The sequence below is a fragment of the Streptomyces sp. TRM49041 genome (genome assembly GCF_008271805.1).
GTDB lineage: Bacteria > Actinomycetota > Actinomycetes > Streptomycetales > Streptomycetaceae > Streptomyces.
The window spans coordinates 127,127-144,856 of sequence record NZ_VSRY01000165.1 but is presented as its reverse complement, the minus strand read 5'-3'; the positions used below and the strand labels follow the sequence as shown (position 1 = coordinate 144,856).

20 protein-coding genes and 1 riboswitch are annotated in these 17,730 nt (G+C 71.7%); of the genes, 3 read left to right on the top strand and 17 right to left on the bottom strand.

Features of this window, described 5'->3' with window-relative positions:
• Position 1: 1 nt before the first annotated feature.
• From FVS66_RS28635 to FVS66_RS28625, 3 genes are read right to left on the bottom strand one after another with little or no spacing between them, the layout of a single operon-like run.
• Positions 2-1,015: a methionine synthase gene (locus tag FVS66_RS28635; RefSeq protein ID WP_149184127.1), complete on the bottom strand. Its 1,014-nt coding sequence runs from the start codon at positions 1,013-1,015 to the stop codon at positions 2-4.
• Positions 1,016-1,038: 23 nt separating this feature from the next.
• On the bottom strand, positions 1,039-1,728 hold the full coding sequence (locus tag FVS66_RS28630; protein WP_149184126.1) for an SDR family oxidoreductase: 690 nt from the start codon (positions 1,726-1,728) through the stop codon (positions 1,039-1,041).
• A 25-nt stretch (positions 1,729-1,753) separates the two neighbouring features.
• Positions 1,754-2,293: a TIGR00730 family Rossman fold protein gene (locus FVS66_RS28625; RefSeq protein ID WP_149184125.1), complete on the bottom strand. Its 540-nt coding sequence runs from the start codon at positions 2,291-2,293 to the stop codon at positions 1,754-1,756.
• Positions 2,294-2,354: 61 nt separating this feature from the next.
• On the opposite strand from FVS66_RS28625, the gene FVS66_RS28620 reads away from it, so the two are divergent.
• The gene (locus FVS66_RS28620) at positions 2,355-2,681 is read left to right on the top strand and encodes a DUF427 domain-containing protein (protein WP_149184180.1); all 327 of its coding nucleotides are present in this window, start codon (positions 2,355-2,357) and stop codon (positions 2,679-2,681) included.
• Between the two features lie 60 nt (positions 2,682-2,741).
• Here FVS66_RS28620 and mnmA read toward each other — a convergent pair whose 3' ends face one another.
• Positions 2,742-3,869 carry a tRNA 2-thiouridine(34) synthase MnmA gene (gene mnmA / locus FVS66_RS28615; protein WP_149184124.1) on the bottom strand — a complete coding sequence of 376 codons (1,128 nt, stop codon included), beginning with the start codon at positions 3,867-3,869 and terminating at the stop codon, positions 2,742-2,744.
• A gap of 61 nt (positions 3,870-3,930) precedes the next feature.
• Here mnmA and FVS66_RS28610 point away from each other — a divergent pair, with 61 nt between their 5' ends.
• Positions 3,931-4,653 (top strand): N-acetylmuramoyl-L-alanine amidase, encoded by a 723-nt coding sequence (locus FVS66_RS28610; protein WP_149184123.1) that lies wholly within the window; start codon positions 3,931-3,933, stop codon positions 4,651-4,653.
• Here FVS66_RS28610 and FVS66_RS28605 read toward each other — a convergent pair.
• The 3 genes from FVS66_RS28605 to FVS66_RS35270 all read right to left on the bottom strand — a co-directional run bounded on the left by FVS66_RS28605 (position 4,646) and on the right by FVS66_RS35270 (position 6,428).
• Positions 4,646-5,809 (bottom strand): cysteine desulfurase family protein, encoded by a 1,164-nt coding sequence (locus FVS66_RS28605; protein WP_149184122.1) that lies wholly within the window; start codon positions 5,807-5,809, stop codon positions 4,646-4,648. The genes FVS66_RS28610 and FVS66_RS28605 overlap by 8 nt on opposite strands.
• Positions 5,810-5,991: 182 nt before the next feature.
• Positions 5,992-6,246: a DUF4190 domain-containing protein gene (locus FVS66_RS28600; RefSeq protein WP_149184121.1), complete on the bottom strand. Its 255-nt coding sequence runs from the start codon at positions 6,244-6,246 to the stop codon at positions 5,992-5,994.
• Positions 6,247-6,260: 14 nt separating this feature from the next.
• Positions 6,261-6,428, bottom strand: coding sequence for a hypothetical protein (locus FVS66_RS35270; protein WP_187645731.1), 168 nt, complete (start codon positions 6,426-6,428; stop codon positions 6,261-6,263).
• 105 nt (positions 6,429-6,533) lie between these two features.
• Between FVS66_RS35270 and FVS66_RS28595 the strand changes: the two genes are divergently transcribed.
• Positions 6,534-7,175, top strand: a complete 642-nt coding sequence (locus FVS66_RS28595) for a TetR family transcriptional regulator (protein ID WP_149184120.1) — start codon at positions 6,534-6,536, stop codon at positions 7,173-7,175.
• 56 nt (positions 7,176-7,231) lie between these two features.
• Here the strand turns inward: FVS66_RS28595 and FVS66_RS28590 are convergent, their stop codons facing one another.
• From FVS66_RS28590 to FVS66_RS28545, 10 genes are all read right to left on the bottom strand, one after another.
• Entirely contained in the window at positions 7,232-8,056 is an 825-nt protein-coding gene (locus FVS66_RS28590) for a thioesterase family protein (RefSeq protein WP_149184119.1), read from the bottom strand.
• A 52-nt stretch (positions 8,057-8,108) separates the two neighbouring features.
• Positions 8,109-8,765: a trimeric intracellular cation channel family protein gene (locus FVS66_RS28585; protein WP_149184118.1), complete on the bottom strand. Its 657-nt coding sequence runs from the start codon at positions 8,763-8,765 to the stop codon at positions 8,109-8,111.
• A 114-nt stretch (positions 8,766-8,879) separates the two neighbouring features.
• The gene (locus tag FVS66_RS28580; protein ID WP_149184117.1) at positions 8,880-10,022 is read right to left on the bottom strand and encodes an ABC transporter ATP-binding protein; all 1,143 of its coding nucleotides are present in this window, start codon (positions 10,020-10,022) and stop codon (positions 8,880-8,882) included.
• Positions 10,019-11,023, bottom strand: coding sequence for an ABC transporter ATP-binding protein (locus FVS66_RS28575; protein ID WP_149184116.1), 1,005 nt, complete (start codon positions 11,021-11,023; stop codon positions 10,019-10,021). The genes FVS66_RS28580 and FVS66_RS28575 overlap by 4 nt, the downstream gene beginning before the upstream one ends.
• A gap of 6 nt (positions 11,024-11,029) precedes the next feature.
• Positions 11,030-11,983 (bottom strand): ABC transporter permease, encoded by a 954-nt coding sequence (locus FVS66_RS28570; RefSeq protein WP_149184115.1) that lies wholly within the window; start codon positions 11,981-11,983, stop codon positions 11,030-11,032.
• Between the two features lies 1 nt (position 11,984).
• Positions 11,985-12,989: an ABC transporter permease gene (locus FVS66_RS28565; protein WP_149184114.1), complete on the bottom strand. Its 1,005-nt coding sequence runs from the start codon at positions 12,987-12,989 to the stop codon at positions 11,985-11,987.
• Positions 12,990-13,081: 92 nt separating this feature from the next.
• Positions 13,082-14,752, bottom strand: a complete 1,671-nt coding sequence (locus FVS66_RS28560) for an ABC transporter substrate-binding protein (protein ID WP_149184113.1) — start codon at positions 14,750-14,752, stop codon at positions 13,082-13,084.
• A gap of 205 nt (positions 14,753-14,957) precedes the next feature.
• Positions 14,958-15,776 (bottom strand): enhanced serine sensitivity protein SseB C-terminal domain-containing protein, encoded by an 819-nt coding sequence (locus FVS66_RS28555; RefSeq protein ID WP_399226487.1) that lies wholly within the window; start codon positions 15,774-15,776, stop codon positions 14,958-14,960.
• 56 nt (positions 15,777-15,832) lie between these two features.
• On the bottom strand, positions 15,833-16,657 hold the full coding sequence (locus FVS66_RS28550; RefSeq protein WP_149184111.1) for an enhanced serine sensitivity protein SseB: 825 nt from the start codon (positions 16,655-16,657) through the stop codon (positions 15,833-15,835).
• A 38-nt stretch (positions 16,658-16,695) separates the two neighbouring features.
• A complete protein-coding gene (locus FVS66_RS28545; RefSeq protein WP_149184110.1) occupies positions 16,696-17,373 on the bottom strand; it encodes an AAA family ATPase in 678 nt (225 codons plus the stop codon).
• Positions 17,374-17,521: 148 nt separating this feature from the next.
• A riboswitch (glycine riboswitch) is annotated at positions 17,522-17,619 on the top strand.
• Positions 17,620-17,730: the final 111 nt, after the last annotated feature.

The following is a 17,730-nucleotide window of genomic DNA, read 5'->3' as shown; positions in this document are numbered from 1 at the left end:
GTTACTCAGGGTTGTCCGCGAGGGACTTCGCCGCCTTGACACAGTGCGCCAGCGCACGGCGGGCATACCCGGGCGAAGCGCCCGCGAGACCGCACGTCGGGGTGATCACCACGGACTCGCCGAGAGTCCCCGGATTCAGCCCCAGCCTGCGCCACAGCGTCCTGACTCCCATGACGCTACCGGCAGGTTCTGACAATCGACTGTCCGTGGAGGGCACCGTGCCGGTGAACAGCTTCGTGCCGCCCTCGACGGCCTCCCCGATCGCCTCCTCGTCACGCTCGGTGAGTAGCCCGAAATCGAACGAGATGGCCGCCGCACCCGCCCGGCGGAGCAGCGCGAACGGCACGTCGGGGGCGCAGGAGTGCACCACGGCGGGCCCGTCGTGGACACCGATCACATCGCGCAGGGCGCTCTCGACGGTCTGGCGGTCGACGGCGCGGTGGGTGCGGTAGCCGCTGGCGGTCCTGACCTGCCCGCGCAGCACGGCGGTGAGGGACGGCTCGTCGAGCTGGAGCACCGGCCGGGCGCCGGGCACCCGGCGGCGTACCTCCGCGAGGTGTCCGCGCAGCCCTTCGGCGAGCGACGCCGCCAGGTCACGGCAGGCCCCTGGGTCGCCGAGCGCGGCCTCGCCGCCGCGCAGTTCCAGCGCGGCGGCGAGCGTCCACGGCCCGACGGCCTGGACCTTCAGCGGGCCCTCGTAGCCCTGGGTGAACTCCTCCAGCGCGTCGAGGTCCTCCCCCAGCCACGCGTGCGCGCGGCGGGTGTCGCGGCCGGGCCGGTCGCTGATCCGCCAGCCGCTCGGCTCCACATGCGCGTACACCTCGACGAGGAGCCCGGCCGTCCGCCCGATCATGTCGGCGCCCGGGCCGCGCGCGGGCAGTTCGGGAAGGTGGACGAAGTCCTCGAAGGACCCGGTCACGGCCTTGGCCGCCTCGCGCGCGTCGCCGCCCGGCATCGACCCGACCCCCGTGGCCGGACCCCAGTTGATCTCGTCGCTGTGGTTGTTCTCGCTCACCCGGGAAGGGTACGCGCAGCCGCCTACCGGCCCGGGCGGACGGTCAGGTCCTGGACCTCCGCGTCACGCGGCAGGTCGATGGCCATGAGGAGGGTCGTCGCGACCGACTCGGCGTCCATGAGGCCGGACGTGTGGTACGCCTTGCCCTCCTGCCGGTGGACCTTGGCCTGCATGGGGCTGGCCGTGCGGCCCGGGTAGACGGAGGTGACGCGGACGCCGTTGCCGTGCTCCTCCGCGCGCAGGGCGTCGGCGAGCGCCTTGAGGCCGTGCTTGGAGGCGGCGTACGCGGACCAGTCGGCGTTGGCGCGGAGCCCGGAGCCGGAGTTGACGAAGACGACATGGCCCTGGGAGACGCGCAGCTGCGGCAGAAGCAGCCGGGTCAACTCGGCCGGGGCGACCAGGTTCACGTCGAGCTGCGTGCGCCATGCCTTCGTGGTGAGCTCTCCGACCGGGCCCAGGTCCACCACGCCGGCGATGTGCAGCAGCGTGTCGAGCCGGTCGGGCAGCGTCTGGTGGGAGAACGCCCAGGACAGCCGGTCCGGGTTGGCGAGGTCCCCGACGAGCGTGCCGGCGCCGGGGTAGCGGCCGGCCAGCTCCTTCGCGCGTCCGGCGTCCCGCGCCACCAGGATCAGGTCGTCCCCGCGCGCGTGGAGGCGGCGGGCGACGGCCGCGCCGATGCCGGAGCCGGCGCCGGTGATCAGATGTGTGGTCATGGCAGCCATGCTCGCACCCCGGCACCTAGCGAATCCCGGCGACCTCTTCCAGGTAGGCCAGCGCCGAAACGCCGTCCTCGGCGAAGAAGACCAGGTCGGTGAGGGGCAGCGGCAGGAAGCCCTCCTCGTCCATGCGGCGGAACTGCTGCTTCAGGCCGTCGTAGAAACCGGCCGTGTTGAGCAGCACGACCGGCTTGGTGTGCAGGCCGTGCTTCTTCAGCTCCAGGATCTCCGTGGCTTCGTCGAGCGTGCCGGTGCCGCCGACCATGACGACGATCGCGTCGGCCCGGGCGAGCATCTGCGCCTTGCGTTCGGCGAGATCCTTGGTGACGACCATCTCGTCGGTGTCGGGGCGCGCCTTGTGGGAGAGGAAGTCCACCGAGACGCCGAGGAGCCGTCCGCCCGCCGCCTGCGCGGCGTCGGCGACGACCTTCATGAGACCGGCGTCGGAACCGCCCCAGACGAGAGTGTGGCCGCCCTTGGCGAGGAGTCCGGCGAACTCGCGCGCGGGGCCGGTGTAGCGCTCGTGCAGGTCGGCGGCGGAGAGGAAGACGCAGATGTTCATGGCGCAACCGTACGGGGCCGGAACGGGGAACACGGCCGGACCGGGCGCCGTTGACCCGGATATGACGCCATCAGGACACCGCATCACCGTCGAGCCGGCCGACGGGCCGGTCCGGGTCGAGCGGGACGGGCAGATCGTCGCCGACAGCCGCCGCGCCCTCGCCCTGCGCGAAACGGGCTGCCGCGTACGCCACTATCTGCCGCCCGAGGACGTCCGCACCGACTTGCTGGAGCCGTCCGGGAAGCACACGTACTGCCCGTTCAAGGGCACCGCGTCGTACTGGTCCCTCCCCGGCCGCCCGGACGCGGTATGGGCCTACCCGGACCCGAAGCCCGAAGTGGCGGCCATCAAGGGGCACTTCTGCTTCTACGGCCCGGACGAGACGTGAACGGCACGGGACCTGATCGGGACGGGACCTGATCGGGACGGGAGCGATCGGGACAGGGCCTCAGGCAGTGACCGTCGCCGTGCGGCGGGTCGTTGTGGCGATGGTGGCCGAGCCGACCACTCGGGTGCCGGCGTAGAGGACGATCGCCTGGCCCGGGGCGACGCCGCGGACCGGCTCCGCGAAGGTGACGCGGAGTTCGCCGCCGGTCAGCTCGGCCGTCACCTCCGTCTCGCCGCCGTGGGCCCGGAGCTGGGCGGTGTACGTGCCTGGCCCGTCGGGGGCGCGGCCGCACCAGCGGGGCTTGACGGCGGTAAGGGCGGTCACGTCCAGGGCCTCGGCGGGGCCGACGGTGACGGTGTTGTCCACCGGCGAGATGTCCAGGACGTAGCGGGGCTTGCCGTCCGGGGCCGGGTGGCCGATGCGCAGGCCCTTGCGCTGGCCGATGGTGAAGCCGTAGGCGCCGTCGTGGGTGCCGAGCCTGGCGCCGGACTCGTCGACGATGTCGCCCTCGGCCCTGCCGAGGCGGGAGGCGAGAAAGCCCTGGGTGTCACCGTCGGCGATGAAGCAGATGTCGTGGCTGTCGGGCTTCTTGGCGACGGCCAGGCCCCGGCGCTCGGCCTCGGCGCGGATCTCGTCCTTGGTGGTGAGCGTGTCGCCGAGCGGGAACATGGCGTGGGCGAGCTGCCGCTCGTCGAGAACGCCGAGGACGTACGACTGGTCCTTGGCCATGTCGGAGGCGCGGTGCAGTTCCCGCGTGCCGTCGGCGAGGGTGACGACCTTCGCGTAGTGGCCCGTGCAGACCGCGTCGAAGCCGAGGGCGAGGGCCTTGTCGAGGAGGGCCGCGAACTTGATCTTCTCGTTGCACCGCAGGCACGGGTTGGGCGTACGCCCCGCCTCGTACTCGGCGACGAAGTCCTCCACCACGTCCTCGCGGAAACGCTCCGCCAGGTCCCAGACGTAGAAGGGGATGCCGATCACGTCGGCGGCACGGCGGGCGTCGCGCGAGTCCTCGATGGTGCAGCAGCCTCGCGCACCGGTGCGGAAGGACTGCGGATTCGCGGAGAGCGCCAGATGCACCCCCGTCACGTCGTGTCCCGCCTCGGCGGCACGGGCGGCGGCGACGGCGGAGTCGACGCCGCCGGACATGGCGGCGAGGACACGGAGGGGGCGCTGGGAGGTCTCAGTCATAGCGCTACCAGGGTACGGGGCTCCGGGAACCGTAGTCGCGTGAGTAAGCGTTCACGGTCACATGGGCAGTGAACAGAGCGGACGGGTGGGGCGGCGTGCCCTGCTGATCGGTGGCGGGGCCGCCGTGGCGGGCGCGGCGGCGCTGGGGTGGGACGAGCTGAGGCGGATGTGGTGGCGGCTTCCGGGCACGGAGAAGAAGCGGGTGGAGGGTGAGCTGGACCACGCGGACGCGCAGTGGACGGCGGCGGCCCGCGCGAACTGGCGGCGGGCCGACCGCCCGGACGACTTCGGCATCGACCGGATCGTGATCCATGTCGTGCAGGGCAGCTACGCGACGGCGCTGCGCGTGTTCAAGAACCCGGGGCACGGCGCGGCCGCGCACTATGTGGTGGGCAAGGACGGGCGCATAGCGCAGATGATCCGCGAGCTGGACGTGGCGTTCCACGCGGGGAACCGGAGCATGAACGAGCGGAGCGTCGGCATCGAGCACGAGGGCTTCGTGGACCGGCCGCAGGACTTCACCGCGGCCATGTACGAGTCCTCGGCGCGGCTGGCGGCCGACATATGCGCCCGGTACGCCATACCCGTGGACCGGGAGCACATCATCGGCCATGTGGAGGTCGAGGGCACGGACCACACGGACCCCGGGCCGCACTGGGACTGGGACCGGTACATCAGGCTCGTACGGGAGGCCGCGGCGCGCCCCGCGTCACCGCCACCGTCGCCGTCCGCCCCGGCCCCGGGCACGAGGGCGGCGACCACGAGGGCGGCGCCGGCTAGCTGAGGCCCGCCGTCCTCGCCCGCTCCACGGCCGGGCCGATGGCCTTCGCGAGGGCTTCGACGTCGGCGCGGGTGGAGGTGTGGCCGAGGGTGAAGCGGAGCGTGCCGCGCGCCAGGTCGGGGTCGGTGCCGGTGGCCAGCAGGACATGGCTGGGCTGGGCGACGCCGGCGGTGCAGGCGGAGCCGGTGGAGCACTCGATGCCCTGGGCGTCCAGGAGGAGGAGCAGGGAGTCGCCCTCGCAGCCGGGGAAGCTGAAGTGGGCGTTGGCGGGGAGCCGGTCGTCGGGGTCGCCGCCGAGCACGGCGTCCGGAACGGCCGTACGGACGGCGTCGATCAGCTCGTCGCGCAGGGCACCGATGTCGCGGGCGAACTCCTCGCGGTGCTCGCCGGCGACCCGCGCGGCGACGGCGAAGGCGGCGACGGCGGGGACGTCGAGCGTGCCGGAGCGGACGTGGCGCTCCTGGCCACCGCCGTGCAGCACGGGTACGGGGCTGTACTCGCGGCCGAGGAGGAGCGCCCCGATGCCGTAGGGTCCGCCGATCTTGTGCCCGGACACGGCCATGGCGGCGAGTCCGGAGTCGGCGAAGCCGACCGGGACCTGGCCGACCGCCTGGACGGCGTCCGAGTGCAGCGGGACGTCGAACTCGCGGGCGACGTCGGCGAGTTCGCGGACCGGCATGATGGTGCCGATCTCGTTGTTGGCCCACATCACGGCGGCCAGGGCGACGCTGTCGGGGTCGCGGGCGATGGCCTCGCGCAGCGCGTCGGGGTGGACACGGCCGTACGCGTCGACAGGCAGGTACTCGACGGTGGCGCCCTCGTGGTCGCCGAGCCAGTGGACGGCGTCCAGGACGGCGTGGTGCTCGACGGGGCTCGCGAGAACCCGTACGCGGCGCGGGTCGGCGTCCCTGCGGGACCAGTAGAGGCCCTTGACGGCGAGATTGTCGGCCTCCGTGCCACCGGAGGTGAGGACGACCTCGCTGGGGCGCGCGCCGAGCGCCTCGGCGAGGGTCTCGCGGGCCTCCTCGACGGTGCGGCGGGCCCGGCGCCCGGCGGCGTGCAGGGACGATGCGTTGCCCGTGGCGGTGAGCTGGGCGGTCATCGCCTCGATCGCCTCCGGGAGCATCGGAGTGGTCGCGGCGTGGTCGAGGTAAGCCATGGTGCACCGATTCTACGAGCCCGGGGCGGCCGCCCGGCGGGGGCGTATCCGGCCATTCGGCCCGGACGCCCGCCCGGGGCGCGGCACGGCCCTCGGCCCCGGTGCGGCCAGGACGTCGACCCGGCTCCGCTCCCCGGCCTGCCCGGCTCGGCTCCCCGGCCTGCCCGGCCCCACCGGACGGGTCAGGCGAGGCTCCACGACACGGTGCCGGTCACGGACACGAGCGTGGCCAGGAGGGCGAGATCGGCGAGTCCGAGGGCGAGACCGAGGAGGGCGCGGCCGCGGCGCTGGGTGCCGCGGCGCAGCGCGAGCACGGCGAGGCCGATGGCCATCGGGCCGAGGACGATGTTGAGGACGAGCAGGCCGACGAGGCCGAGTACGAAGGCGGCGACGGCCATGCCGTCGGCGTCGCTGCGCGGGATCACGGCGTTTTCCATGGCGGATCGGCCTCTCAGTGCTGACAGCGCCGACGCCGGCGGGCGAGGCGCTCACGGGCGGCGAAGACGAGCAGCCAGGCGGCGATGGCGGTGGCCCCGGCGGCGGTGACGGGAAGGGGCACGAAGGCGGCGGTGCCGAGGACCGTGCCCAACAACAGCAGGGCGGCGACGAGAAAGAGCATCGGGTTGCCTCTCCGAACGGTGAGGTTACAACTGTGCACTGACCCATCAGTCTAGTCACTTGGCGCCACTGGAACCGTTCGGAGAACGGTTGTTTACTGCATGGCATGAGTCACACCACCGGGAGCCCCGGAGCCATGGGAGTCCGGCAGGCGCAGAAGCGGAAGACCCGCCAGGCACTGATGGACGCCGCGCTCGCGCTGCTCGAGAACCAGAGCCTCAGCAGCCTGGGGCTGCGGGAGGTGACCCGCGCGGTGGGCATCGCCCCGACGGCCTTCTACCGGCACTTCCGCGACACCGCCGACCTCGGGGTCGCCCTGGTGGACGAGGCGCTGGGCAGCCTGCACGGGACGATCCGTACGACGCTCGCAACCACCGGGGACAGCGAGGAGCGGATCGCCGCGACGGTGGACCTGATCGCGGGGCTGGTACGGGACTTCCCGGCGCACGTCCGGTTCCTGGTGCGCGAGCGGCACGGCGGGGTGCGGGCGGTGCGCGACGCGATCGGGGGCGAACTCGACCGGTTCGCCGAGGAGGTGGCCGACGGGCTGGGGCGGCCCCCGGAGGCGGCCGGCTGGGAGCGGGACGATCTGCTGATGCTGGCGGGCCTGTACGTCGACCTCATGGTGATGACCGCGTCCGCGTTCCTGGCGGCGGAGGAGGACCCCGCCGCCCGGGAGCGCGTGGCGCGGGTGGCGCGGCGGCGGCTGCGACTGGTGAGCCTGGGCCGCCGCCACTGGCTTGACTGACCGGTGCGCGCGGCGCGTCCTGGGCCGTACGCGTACGCCCCCCGCGCCGGTCCCGGTTACGCCTCGCGGGGAGCGCGGGCGAGCTGGCGGGACTGGGCGACCAGGCGGTCGGCGCTGTCCCAGACCTCGGCGTCCTCCTCCAGGAAGCCGCCCGCGAGGTTGCGGGTGGTGATGGCGACCCGCAGCGGGCCGGGGGCGGGGCGGCAGCGGATGTGCGTGGTGAGTTCGACGGTCGGCGTCCAGCCCTGGAGGCCGAGGTCGAACGCGGTCGGCGGGAGCGCGTCGACCGTCAGGAGCAGCGAGAGCGGGTCGGGGTCGCGACCGTCGGCGAGACCGAACCAGCCGCGCATCTCCCCCTTGCCGGAGGGCTCGCCGACGGCCCAGCCGATGGTCGCCGGGTCCAGCCTGATGTCCAGCAGCCGGGTGATCTCGGCGGAGCCGGGCAGCGGCACCGGGGCGTCCGACGGGCCGAAGCAGTGCTCGTACGGCGGGATGGCCGGCGGCTTCGCGGTCGTACGGACGTCGTCCGGCAGGCCGCCCAGGTCGCCGTACGTGGCGACGACACGGATGCGCTCGGTCTCGGTGCCGTCCTCGGCGTACTGGAAGAGGGACGCCTGGCCGGTGGAGAGCGTGCGCCCGGTACGGACCGTCTCGGTACGGATCACGGCCGGGCCGGGGAGGGAGGGCGCCAGATAGTGGGCCGAGACCGAGAAGGGGTCCGGGTGCGGCAGCGCCTCACCGAGGGCGCGGCCCAGCAGGGCGAGCAGGTAGCCGCCGTTGACGACGCCGAAGATGGTCCACTCGGCGGAGAGGTCCGTGTCGTAGACACCGGGCTCGCGGAGGGTGACCGCGGTGTCGCGGTCGAACTGACTGCTGTCCATGACCAGAAACGGTACAACAACTAATTACTAAGCGGTAGCTTTGTCGACGACGCTACTCCTCGGTGGCCGAGGAGCGCCGGTTCCAGGCGCGGGGCGCCCGCCACCGGTACCGCAGCGCGAGCAGCCGCAGAACGAACGCGGTGAGGGCGGCGAGAGCGCTGGTGAGAGGGTTCAGCATCTCGAACCGGATGAACAGCACGACCATGGTCGCGCCGACGATCGCCGGCACCGCGTAGAGGTCCCGGTCCCAGCGGAGCAGCGACGGCGCCTCGTTGGCGAGGACGTCCCGGAGGACGCCGCCCCCGACAGCGGTCGCCAGACCGAGGACCGCCGACTGCGTCAGCCCGAGCCCGTACTCGTACGCCTTGGTCGCCCCGGCCACACAGAACAGCCCGAGGCCGGCGGCGTCGAAGACGTTGACGGCGGCCTGGGTGCGCTCCACGACCGGGTGCAGGAAGAACACCAGGACGGTGGCGACCAGCGGCATCAGGAAGTACCCGAGGTCGGTGAAGGCGGCCGGCGGTACGGCGCCGATGACCAGGTCCCGGAAGAGCCCGCCGCCCAGCGCGGTGACCTCCGCGAGGACGGCCATGCCGAAGACATCGAAGTTCTTGCGGACGGCGAGGAGCGCGCCGGAGATCGCGAAGACGAAGATGCCGGCGAGGTCCAGCGCGTGGAGGACGGAGGGGGTGAACAGATCCAGGAGCACCGCACTGTTCTACCGCGTGGGGCGCGTGCGGCGGCGTCCTGTCTCACGCCCGCGTGCGCACCCCGCGGGACCGGCCCGCCCGGGCGCGGGGTCTGCCCGCGCCCGGGCGGGGCGTCACGCGGTCTTCTCCACCGGCTCGGCGGACTCGGCAGAGTCGTCGGAGTCGGCCGGCTCCGGCGACGGTTCGCCCGAGGCCGATGTGCCTGCGCCCGTGCCCGTGCCCGTGCCCATGACAGCCTCCCCGCCCGTCGCGCGCGTCAGAGGCAGGGTGCCCGCCTCGATCTCGGCGGTGAAGTGACAGGCGACCTTGTGGCCGTCGCCGGTGTCCGCCAGCTCCGGGCGGGACTCCGCGCAGCGCGGCTGGGCCCAGGGACAGCGGGTGTGGAAGCGGCAGCCGGCCGGGGGGTTCGCCGGGGACGGGAGGTCGCCGTGGAGCAGGATGCGCTCCCGGCGGTCCTCCACCTCCGGGTCCGGTACCGGGACGGCCGACATCAGGGCCTTGGTGTACGGGTGCTTGGGCGCCGCGTACAGGGCGTCGCTCGGGGCCTCCTCGACCAGCGAGCCGAGGTACATGACGCCGATGACGTCCGAGATATGCCGGACGACGGCCAGGTCGTGGGCGATGACCAGGTACGTCAGGCCCAGCTGCTCCTGGAGCTCCTCCAGCAGGTTGATCACCTGGGCCTGGATGGACACGTCCAGGGCCGAGACCGGCTCGTCGCAGATGATGACGTCCGGTTCCAGCACCAGCGCCCGCGCGATGCCGATGCGCTGGCGCTGGCCGCCCGAGAACTCGTGCGGATAGCGGGACAGGGCGTTCGTCGGGAGCCCGACCCGCTGGAGGATCGCCTTGATCTTTTCGCGGCGTTCCTCCTGCGTCGCGCCGATGCCGTGCGCGAGCATGCCCTCCGTCAGGATGGACTCGATGTTCTGCCGGGGGTTCAGACTGCCCAGCGGGTCCTGGAAGACCATCTGGAGGCGGCGGCGGAACTTCCGCATCTCCTCCTCGGGCAGCTTCGCCAGGTCCGTGCCGTCGAAGACCACCTCGCCGTCCGTGACGTCGACGAGCCGCAGCACGGCCCGGCCCAGCGTCGTCTTGCCGCAGCCCGACTCTCCGACCAGGCCGTAAGTCCGGCCCGCCTCGACCCGCAGCGACACGCCGTCGACCGCGTAGACATGGCCCACCGTACGATCGAACAGCACGCCCTTCTTCACCGGGAAGTGGACCTTCACACCGTCCAGTTCGAGCAGGCTCATGCCGGTACCTCCTCGCCCTGTGCGGCCTCGGGTATGACGGGGTTCACGCAGCGCACACGGTGGCCCTCGGCGCGCGGCTCGGTCAGCTGGGGCGTACCGGTGAGGCACTCCATCGTGTAGTGGTCGCAGCGCGGCGCGAACGCGCAGCCGTCCGCCCAGGCGATCTTGTCGTTGATCGAGCCGCGGATCGGGTTCAGCGGCTCGCCGCGCGGTGCGTCCAGGCGCGGGATGGAGCCGAGGAGCCCGTGCGCGTACGGGTGCGTGGGGTGGGCGAACAGCTCGCGGCGGCCCGCGGTCTCCACCGCCTTCCCCGCGTAGAGCACGTTGACCTGGTCGCAGAGCCCGGCCACGACGCCCAGGTCATGGGTGATCATCAGCAGGGCGGTGCCCTCCTGGTCCACCAGCTCCTTGAGCAGTTCCAGGATCTGCGCCTGGATCGTCACGTCGAGCGCGGTCGTGGGCTCGTCGGCGATGAGAAGCCGGGGCGCGCACGCCACGGCCATGGCGATGAGGGCGCGCTGGCGCATACCGCCGGACAGCTGGTGCGGGTACTCCTTGAGCCGCCGGTCCGGGTCGGGGATGCCGACCCGGTCGAGCAGGTGCGCGGCCTCCTTGCGGGCGGCCTCGCCCTTCAGCCCCCGATGGCGCCGGAGGATCTCGGTGACCTGGACGCCTATGGGGATGACCGGGTTCAGCGAGGACAGCGGGTCCTGGAAGATCATGGCGAGCTTGCTGCCGCGCATGTCCCGGAGCTTCTTCTGACTCATGGCGAGCAGGTCCACGCCGTCGAACTCGGCGCGCCCGCCGACGTGGACGCCCTTGCGCGGAAGGAGGCCCATGAGGGCGAGGGAGGTCACGGACTTGCCGCAGCCCGACTCGCCGACCAGGCCGACGACCTGGCCCTGGTCGACGGTGAAGGAGACGCCGTCGACGGCCCGCGACGGGGTACGGCCGCGGCCGCCGAAGGTGACGGTGAGTTCGTCAACTGATAGCAGTGGCATGGCAGTTCAGCCTCGCAGCTTCGGGTCGAGGGCTTCGCGCATGGCCTCGCCGAGCAGGGTGAAGCCGAGGGCGGTGATGATGATCCCGACCGCCGGGTAGACGGCCATCATCGGCGCGTTGTCGAAGAACCGCTGCGCCTGGGAGAGCATCACGCCCCACTCGGGGACGGCCGGATCCGGGTTGCCCAGGCCCAGGTAGGACAGGGCGGCGGCCTCGATGATCGCGGTGGCGAGGCTGAGGGTCGCCTGGACGATCACGGGGCTGAGCGAGTTCGGCAGGATCTGCGTGAGCACGATCCGCTTCCGCCGCACACCCAGCGCCTTGGCCGCGAGCACGTAGTCGGAGCCGCCCTGCGCGAGCATCGAGCCGCGCAGCAGCCGCGCGAAGATCGGGATCTGGACGACACCGACGGCGATCATCACGGTGGTCAGGGACTGGCCCAGGACGGCCGCGATGGAGACGGCGAGCAGCAGCGACGGCAGCGACAGCATCATGTCGATGAACCGCATGACGACGGTGTCGACGCGGCGGCCGGCCTTGCCGCCGAGGGTGGCGGCGGCACCGGACAGCATGCCGACGCACGCGCCGACGAGCAGACCGATGAGCATCGAGACGACACCGACCAGAAGGGTCTGGCGGGCGCCGACGAGGATGCGGGAGAACATGTCGCGGCCGAGGTGGTCCAGGCCGAACCAGTTCTCGCCGCGCATGCCGACGAACTTGCCCTGGTTGGCGAAGACCTCGCCGCGCCATGTCTGGGCGGTCGGCGCATGGGGTGCGACCCACGGGCCGATGACGGCGACGACGACGAACACGGCGATGACGACCGCGCCGATAACGGCCATCTTGCTGGCCTTCAGCCGGCGGAACGCCTCGCGCCACAGACTGGCGCCGGACGTGGTCTCGTTCGCCTGGGTCAGCTGGGCGAGGCGGTCGATCTTGTCGGTCTTGGCGGACACGTCAGTTCACCCGCACTCTCGGGTCAATGAGGCTGTACGCCAGGTCTACGAGCAGGTTGATGACGACGTACACCATCGCGATGAACATGATGAAGCCGACCAGCACCGGGTAGTCACGGGCGTCGATGGCGTCCTTGATGAAGGAGCCGATGCCGCCGAAGGCGAACACGGACTCGGTGAGGACCGCGCCGGACAGCAGCGACCCGGTCAGCAGACCGATGGCGGTGACGACCGGAAGGAGGGCGTTGCGCAGCACATGGCGGACGCGGACGACGCTCTTCTCCAGGCCCTTGGACTCCGCGGTGCGGACGTAGTCCTCGCCGAGGACCTCCAGGACGCTGGCGCGGGTCATGCGGACGATGACGGCGAGCGGGATCGAGGCCAGGGTCACGGCGGGCAGGATCAGATGCCACAGCGCGTCCCACGCGGCGTCGAACTCGCCGGTCAACAGGCCGTCCAGGACCGCGAAACCGGTGACGCCGGTCGCGTCGAGGCCGGTGGACAGCCGCCCGTAGCTGGGGAAGAGACCGAGGTTGACGGCGAAGACGCCCTTCAGGATGAGGGCGAGGAAGAACACCGGGATGCAGATCCCGAGGAGCGAGCCGGACACCGAGGCGACGTCGAGCCAGCCGCCGCGCCGCTTCGCGGCGAGGTAGCCGAGCGGGATGCCGACGGCGATGGCGATGAGCATGGCCGTGATGCTGAGCTCGACCGTGGCCGGGAAGCGCAGGGCGAACTCGTCCCACACGGGCTGGCCGGTCTTGGTGGAGGTGCCGAGGTCCAGCTGGAGGATGCGCTTGATGAATCTTCCGTACTGCACCCAGATGGGCTGGTCCAGGCCGAGGGCCCGGTTGATGCGCGCCACCTCGGTCGCGGTGGCCCGTTCACCCAGGATCGCTGAGGCGGGTCCGCCGGGCAGCCGGTTCAGCCAGAGGAAGAGGAGAACCGACAGGCCGAGCAGGGTGGGTATCAGCTGTAGCAGTCTTCGTACGACGAGTCGCAGCACCCCGCATGCCCCTTTCTTACGTGTACGTCAGAAGCGGGTCCGCCCGGCCACGTTGAGGTGTGGCCGGGCGGACCCCGCATTCGGTGGGGGGATTACTTGAAGGAGACCTCGGCGAAGTTCTCCTGCGTCAGCGGGGAGACCTTCGGCGGGTTGACGTTCTTGCCGAACGCGATGGCCGGCGGCGAAGAGGAGATCGGGAGACCGGGCAGGTACTCCATGATCTTCTCGTTGGCGGCCTTGTACGCGTCGACGCGCTTGGCCGGGTCGGTCTCCTTGGAGGCGCCGGTCACGGCGTCGAAGACGGCGGGCTCCTTGAAGCCCCACTGCTTGTCGTACTCGGCGAACCAGGTACCGATGAAGTTGTAACCGTCGTTGAAGTCACCGGTCCAGCCCAGCATGTGCAGGGCACAGGCACCGGCCTCGGTGGCGTCCAGGTAGTCCGGGGCCCACTTCATCGGCTTGGGGGTGACGGTGATGCCGGCCTTCTCGAGGTCGGCCTTCATCAGCTCGAAGATGTCCTGCGGGGCCGGCATGTAGGGCCGGGTGACCTCGGTCGGGTAGCAGAACTCGACCTTCAGCTTCGGCTCACCGGCGGCCGCGAGCAGCTGCTTGGCCTTGTCGGTGTCGAACGGGTACGTCTTCACCTTGTCCGACCAGCCGGCGACCGTGTCCGGCATGAACTGCGTGGCGACCTTGCCGCCCTCGGGCAGCTGGGTCTTGACGATGTTCTCGCGGTCGACGGCGTGCGCGATGGCCTGCCGGACCTGGGGCTTCTGCAGTGCCGGGTTCTTCTCCTGGGTCATGCCCACGTAGAAGATGTTGAAGACGTCACGGGTCGGGACCTCGTAGCCCTCTCCCTCCAGCGTCTTCACGTCCGCCGGGGACACCAGGTCGTAGCCGTCGATGTCACCGGCCTGCAGCGCTTGGCGGCGGCCCTCCTCGGTGGCGATCGCACGGAAGACCAGGTTCTTCACCTTGGCCTTCTCGCCCCAGTAGTCGTCGAAGCGCTCAAGGGCGACTTCCTTGTTGCCCTTGTTCCACTTCATGATCTTGTACGGGCCGGTGCCGGCGACCGTGCCGGCCTCCTGGCTGTACTTGGGGTACGTGATGGCGTCGTCCTTGCCGGTCGCCGCCTGCTTCTCGTACGCCTTGACGGCCTTCGGCGAGTGGATCGCCAGCGCCTGGAGGGAGAAGCCGCCCGGCAGGTTGGCGGAGGGCTCGTGCACCTCGATGACTGCGGTGTCGGCGTCCTTCGCGGTGCAGGACTTGTAGTTCGCCTTGGGGGCGTCCTTGTCCTCGTTCTGCGCGAAGCCGCCCATGATGGACTGCCAGTAGTACGAGACGGCGCTGGACTGGTAGGTGCCGGTCCAGTTGAACCAGTGGTCGTAGTTGGCGCAGACCGCTTCGGCGTTGAACGGCTCCCCGTCGTGGAACTTCACACCCTTGCGCAGGTTGAAGGTCCACACCGTGCCGGCGTCGTTGCTCGACCACTTCTCGGCGAGGCCGCCGACGAGTTCGCTGCCGCCGGGCTCGTGCTCAAGCAGAGCCTCGAACGCCTGGCGGGTGACCCGGAAGGTCTCGCCGTCGCTGGCGAGGGCCGGGTCCAGCGAGCTGGGGTCTCCGGCGCCCGCGAACACGAACGTGTCCTTGTCGCCGCCCTTGTCGCCGTCTTTGCCACGCTCGCTGGCGCAGCCCGTCGCGATCATTCCGACGGCCAGCGCCGCGGTGACCGCGCGGACGGCGCGGGACTTGAGTATTCGCATGGGCCACCCCTGGTTTGGCCTAGTGAATGAGGTCTTGACGGCCGAACACTACCGACGGGTGACACCCCGGAGAACAGTCCGGATAGCGGTGATACCTAGTCGAGACCCGGACACTCGCCAAACCGGGTTCATCCAGGACAAGCGCACTGTCCGAGTTAACGCCACGGACACACAGGGGAGTTCGGGTCCGCTACTGAACGGCAGCTCAGCGCTGCTGCGGGTAGCCGTAGCCGCCCGCGCCGGGTGCGGGAGGGGCGAGGTGGGCCTCCCGGTCGTAGAACGGCCGCGCGTTGGCGAGGAGCCACATCGCGACCGGGTCGTACGCGTCGGACATGGCCACGGTGGACACGGGCAGCCCGTCCGGGACGGCGGCGACGGACTGCTGCATCATCGCGCGGACCGAGTCCACGGACGCCTGGCCCGTGTCGTACAGGTCGAGGCCGATGGCCAGGTACGGCGTGCCGAGCGAGGGCTGCACCCAGGCGCGGCGGAGCGAGCGGACGGCCGGGGTGCGGTGGGCGTTCTGGGTGAGCAGGGCGTAGAACTGCGGCAGCTCGATAGCGGGCTCGGTGAGCCTGAGCGGCCCCGCGGGCATGCGGTCCAGGCCGGTGGCGATACGGCGCAGGTCGGCCCAGGGGATGCCGACGCCGCCGCCGGGGGCGTGCGGGTTGAGCCAGATGCCCCAGCGGTCGGGGTAGAGGGCGCGGGCCACGTCACGGACGGCGACGAGCTCGTGAGAGCGGTTCCAGCCGGAGGCGGCCAGCTCCTGGGCAGAGGTGACGCACGGGGCGTAGCCGAGGCCGTCGATCTCCATGTTGCCGTACTGGGCGTCCGGGGAGCCGGCCTGGCCGTGCCAGAGGAGCATCCACACCTGGCCGTCGGCGAGGGCGTGCAGCAGCGCCTCGTACGCGTCGTAGCGGCCGGGCGTGATCTGCCGCAGCATGTGCTCGACCTCTCCCCAAGCTCTCGACTCCGCTTGAGCAGGGGACGCCCCATTGCCCGCCGCAGTGCCTGACGCGCTCACCCGGATCCCGCCCCTCGATTCAACAGACTTCCGGTCCAGCTTAAGGGGGCTTCCGGTCAGGAGCTGTGCTCGCGCCGGTAGAAGGGGACGACCTTTTCCAGCATCCAGTCGCCGACGAGGTCGTGGGCGACGTCGAGGAGGACCAGGTTCACCGGCCAGGGCACGGCGACGCGGCCGAGGGCGCGCCCGAGGGCGTCCATGGGGACGATGCGGTCCGCGCCCTCCCAGGAGGACAGCTGGACGCCGATGAACAGGGTGGGCGGCTCACCCTCGATGCTGGCCAGCGCGCGGCGGGCGGTGAGGACGAGGCCGGCCGCATCGAACTCGGCGCCTGCCGCGGCCAGGAAGTCGACGGGGTCGTCCTGCCAGTCGGGCTCGTACAGCCGGACGCGGGCGCCGGACGCGGCCCCTCCCGCTGGGTCCCCGGCCTGGGGGGAACCGTCGTTCGCGGGACGCCGGCCGGTGCGGCACAGCTCGGCGACGGCGGGCGGCGGGAGCGGGGCGCCTATGGTGCCGCCGGGGTTCAGGGCGATGCCGAGCTGCGGGGGCAGGCCGCGGGCGAACTCCACGGCGGGCGCGACCGTGTACGCCATATGGTCGCCGACGCAGGCGCGGAACTGGGTCTCGGAGCTGAACACCGGGACGTACGGCCGGCCGTCGAGCTCGAGCGTGGGCAGGTCCAGGCCGGGGCCGCCGGGGCCCGCGCTGTCGGGGCCGCCGCCCTTCGGCAGCGGCACCCAGACCTGGCCGCGGCCGAGGACCTCGACGATCCGGGCTCCGGCGGCGCTCTGGCCGAGGGAGGCGGAGAGGACCTCTTCCAGCTCGTTGGCCGGCCATGCGGTGTCGACTGAGGCTGCGGCGGCTGTGTCGGCTGCTTCCACGGGCTTTCCTGTGTCCTTCCGGTGCGTGCCGCAGCACCCTAGCGCGGGTGGGGGCCGGTGTGGTCGCCGAAGGTGATCCTGACCAGCGCCGTGGCCGCCGCGCGGTCGAGGAGCACGGCCGAGGCGCAGCCGCCCGGCAGTACGCTCCGCTCGGCGTCCCGGACGAGGCGCCCGACGGCTCTGCGGTGCCGGGCGAAGGCGTAGGCGGACACACCGCGCCCCCGCTCCCGCTGGCCGTCACGGGCAGTGCCGGGCTTCACGTCGAGCAGCAGCAGATGCAGGGCGCTGCCCCGGCGGCGGGCCTCGCGGGCGAGCCAGCGGCGCACCCAGGACTGGGTGCCGCAGTCGTGGACGACGACGCTGCGCCCGGAGCGGAGCTCCCGCCACAGCCCGGCGTAGTGGGCGATCCGTACGAGCGGCCGGTAGACGGCGTACGGGAGGAGCCGTGGCAGGCGGTGATCCCAGCGGTCCCTGGTGTCCTGGGAGTCGACGGCGCGGCCGGGTGCGGTGCGGCTGATGAGCGTGGACTTGCCGCTGCCGGGCAGGCCGGAGACGACGACCACGTCTCCCGCGGCGAAGGCCAGCTCACGGGGGACGTGCCCGCCGCGGTCGCGCAGGTCCCGCAGGACCGGGGCGGCGGTGGTGCGGGCGGGCAGTGCCGGTGGCGCCGGCACCCCCGCGGTCGTGGCGTATGCGCCGGACCGCTGCATCGTCATGGCCCCTCCCAGTCGGCTCCCCCGACAGCCTGCCCAAGAAGTGTAAAGAAACGGTAATAGGGCACAAGCGATTTGCCGACAGCCGAGGGTTTGCCGATCCGCACCCTCGTGCGATGATGTGCGCGCCGACAACCGCATACCGGCCGATCGAATCCGCGCGGGAGAGTTCCGGGCCAGCTCTGGTCCGGGCGCCGAAGGAGCAAGTTCCTCCCTTGAATCTCTCAGGCCCCGTACCGCACGGATGAGGCAGATCTGAAAAGCGAGCCGTCGCCGCACCTCGGCGTGGCGGCTCCACCCAAGGTGCAAGCCGCGGGCCCGTAAGGGGTCACGGCGAACCTCTCAGGTTCCGATGACAGA

Coding starts and splice junctions, on each gene's coding strand:
- FVS66_RS28625 (WP_149184125.1), bottom strand. CDS start 2,293: ATGAACATCTGCGTCTTCCTCTCCGCCGCCGACCTGCACGAGCGCTAC.
- FVS66_RS28600 (WP_149184121.1), bottom strand. CDS start 6,246: ATGGAAAACGCCGTGATCCCGCGCAGCGACGCCGACGGCATGGCCGTC.
- FVS66_RS28560 (WP_149184113.1), bottom strand. CDS start 14,752: ATGCGAATACTCAAGTCCCGCGCCGTCCGCGCGGTCACCGCGGCGCTG.
- FVS66_RS28610 (WP_149184123.1), top strand. CDS start 3,931: ATGGGCAGTGAACAGAGCGGACGGGTGGGGCGGCGTGCCCTGCTGATC.
- FVS66_RS35270 (WP_187645731.1), bottom strand. CDS start 6,428: ATGCTCTTTCTCGTCGCCGCCCTGCTGTTGTTGGGCACGGTCCTCGGC.
- FVS66_RS28620 (WP_149184180.1), top strand. CDS start 2,355: ATGACGCCATCAGGACACCGCATCACCGTCGAGCCGGCCGACGGGCCG.
- FVS66_RS28595 (WP_149184120.1), top strand. CDS start 6,534: ATGAGTCACACCACCGGGAGCCCCGGAGCCATGGGAGTCCGGCAGGCG.
- FVS66_RS28545 (WP_149184110.1), bottom strand. CDS start 17,373: ATGACGATGCAGCGGTCCGGCGCATACGCCACGACCGCGGGGGTGCCG.
- FVS66_RS28575 (WP_149184116.1), bottom strand. CDS start 11,023: ATGCCACTGCTATCAGTTGACGAACTCACCGTCACCTTCGGCGGCCGC.
- FVS66_RS28605 (WP_149184122.1), bottom strand. CDS start 5,809: ATGGCTTACCTCGACCACGCCGCGACCACTCCGATGCTCCCGGAGGCG.
- FVS66_RS28580 (WP_149184117.1), bottom strand. CDS start 10,022: ATGAGCCTGCTCGAACTGGACGGTGTGAAGGTCCACTTCCCGGTGAAG.
- FVS66_RS28630 (WP_149184126.1), bottom strand. CDS start 1,728: ATGACCACACATCTGATCACCGGCGCCGGCTCCGGCATCGGCGCGGCC.
- FVS66_RS28590 (WP_149184119.1), bottom strand. CDS start 8,056: ATGGACAGCAGTCAGTTCGACCGCGACACCGCGGTCACCCTCCGCGAG.
- mnmA (WP_149184124.1), bottom strand. CDS start 3,869: ATGACTGAGACCTCCCAGCGCCCCCTCCGTGTCCTCGCCGCCATGTCC.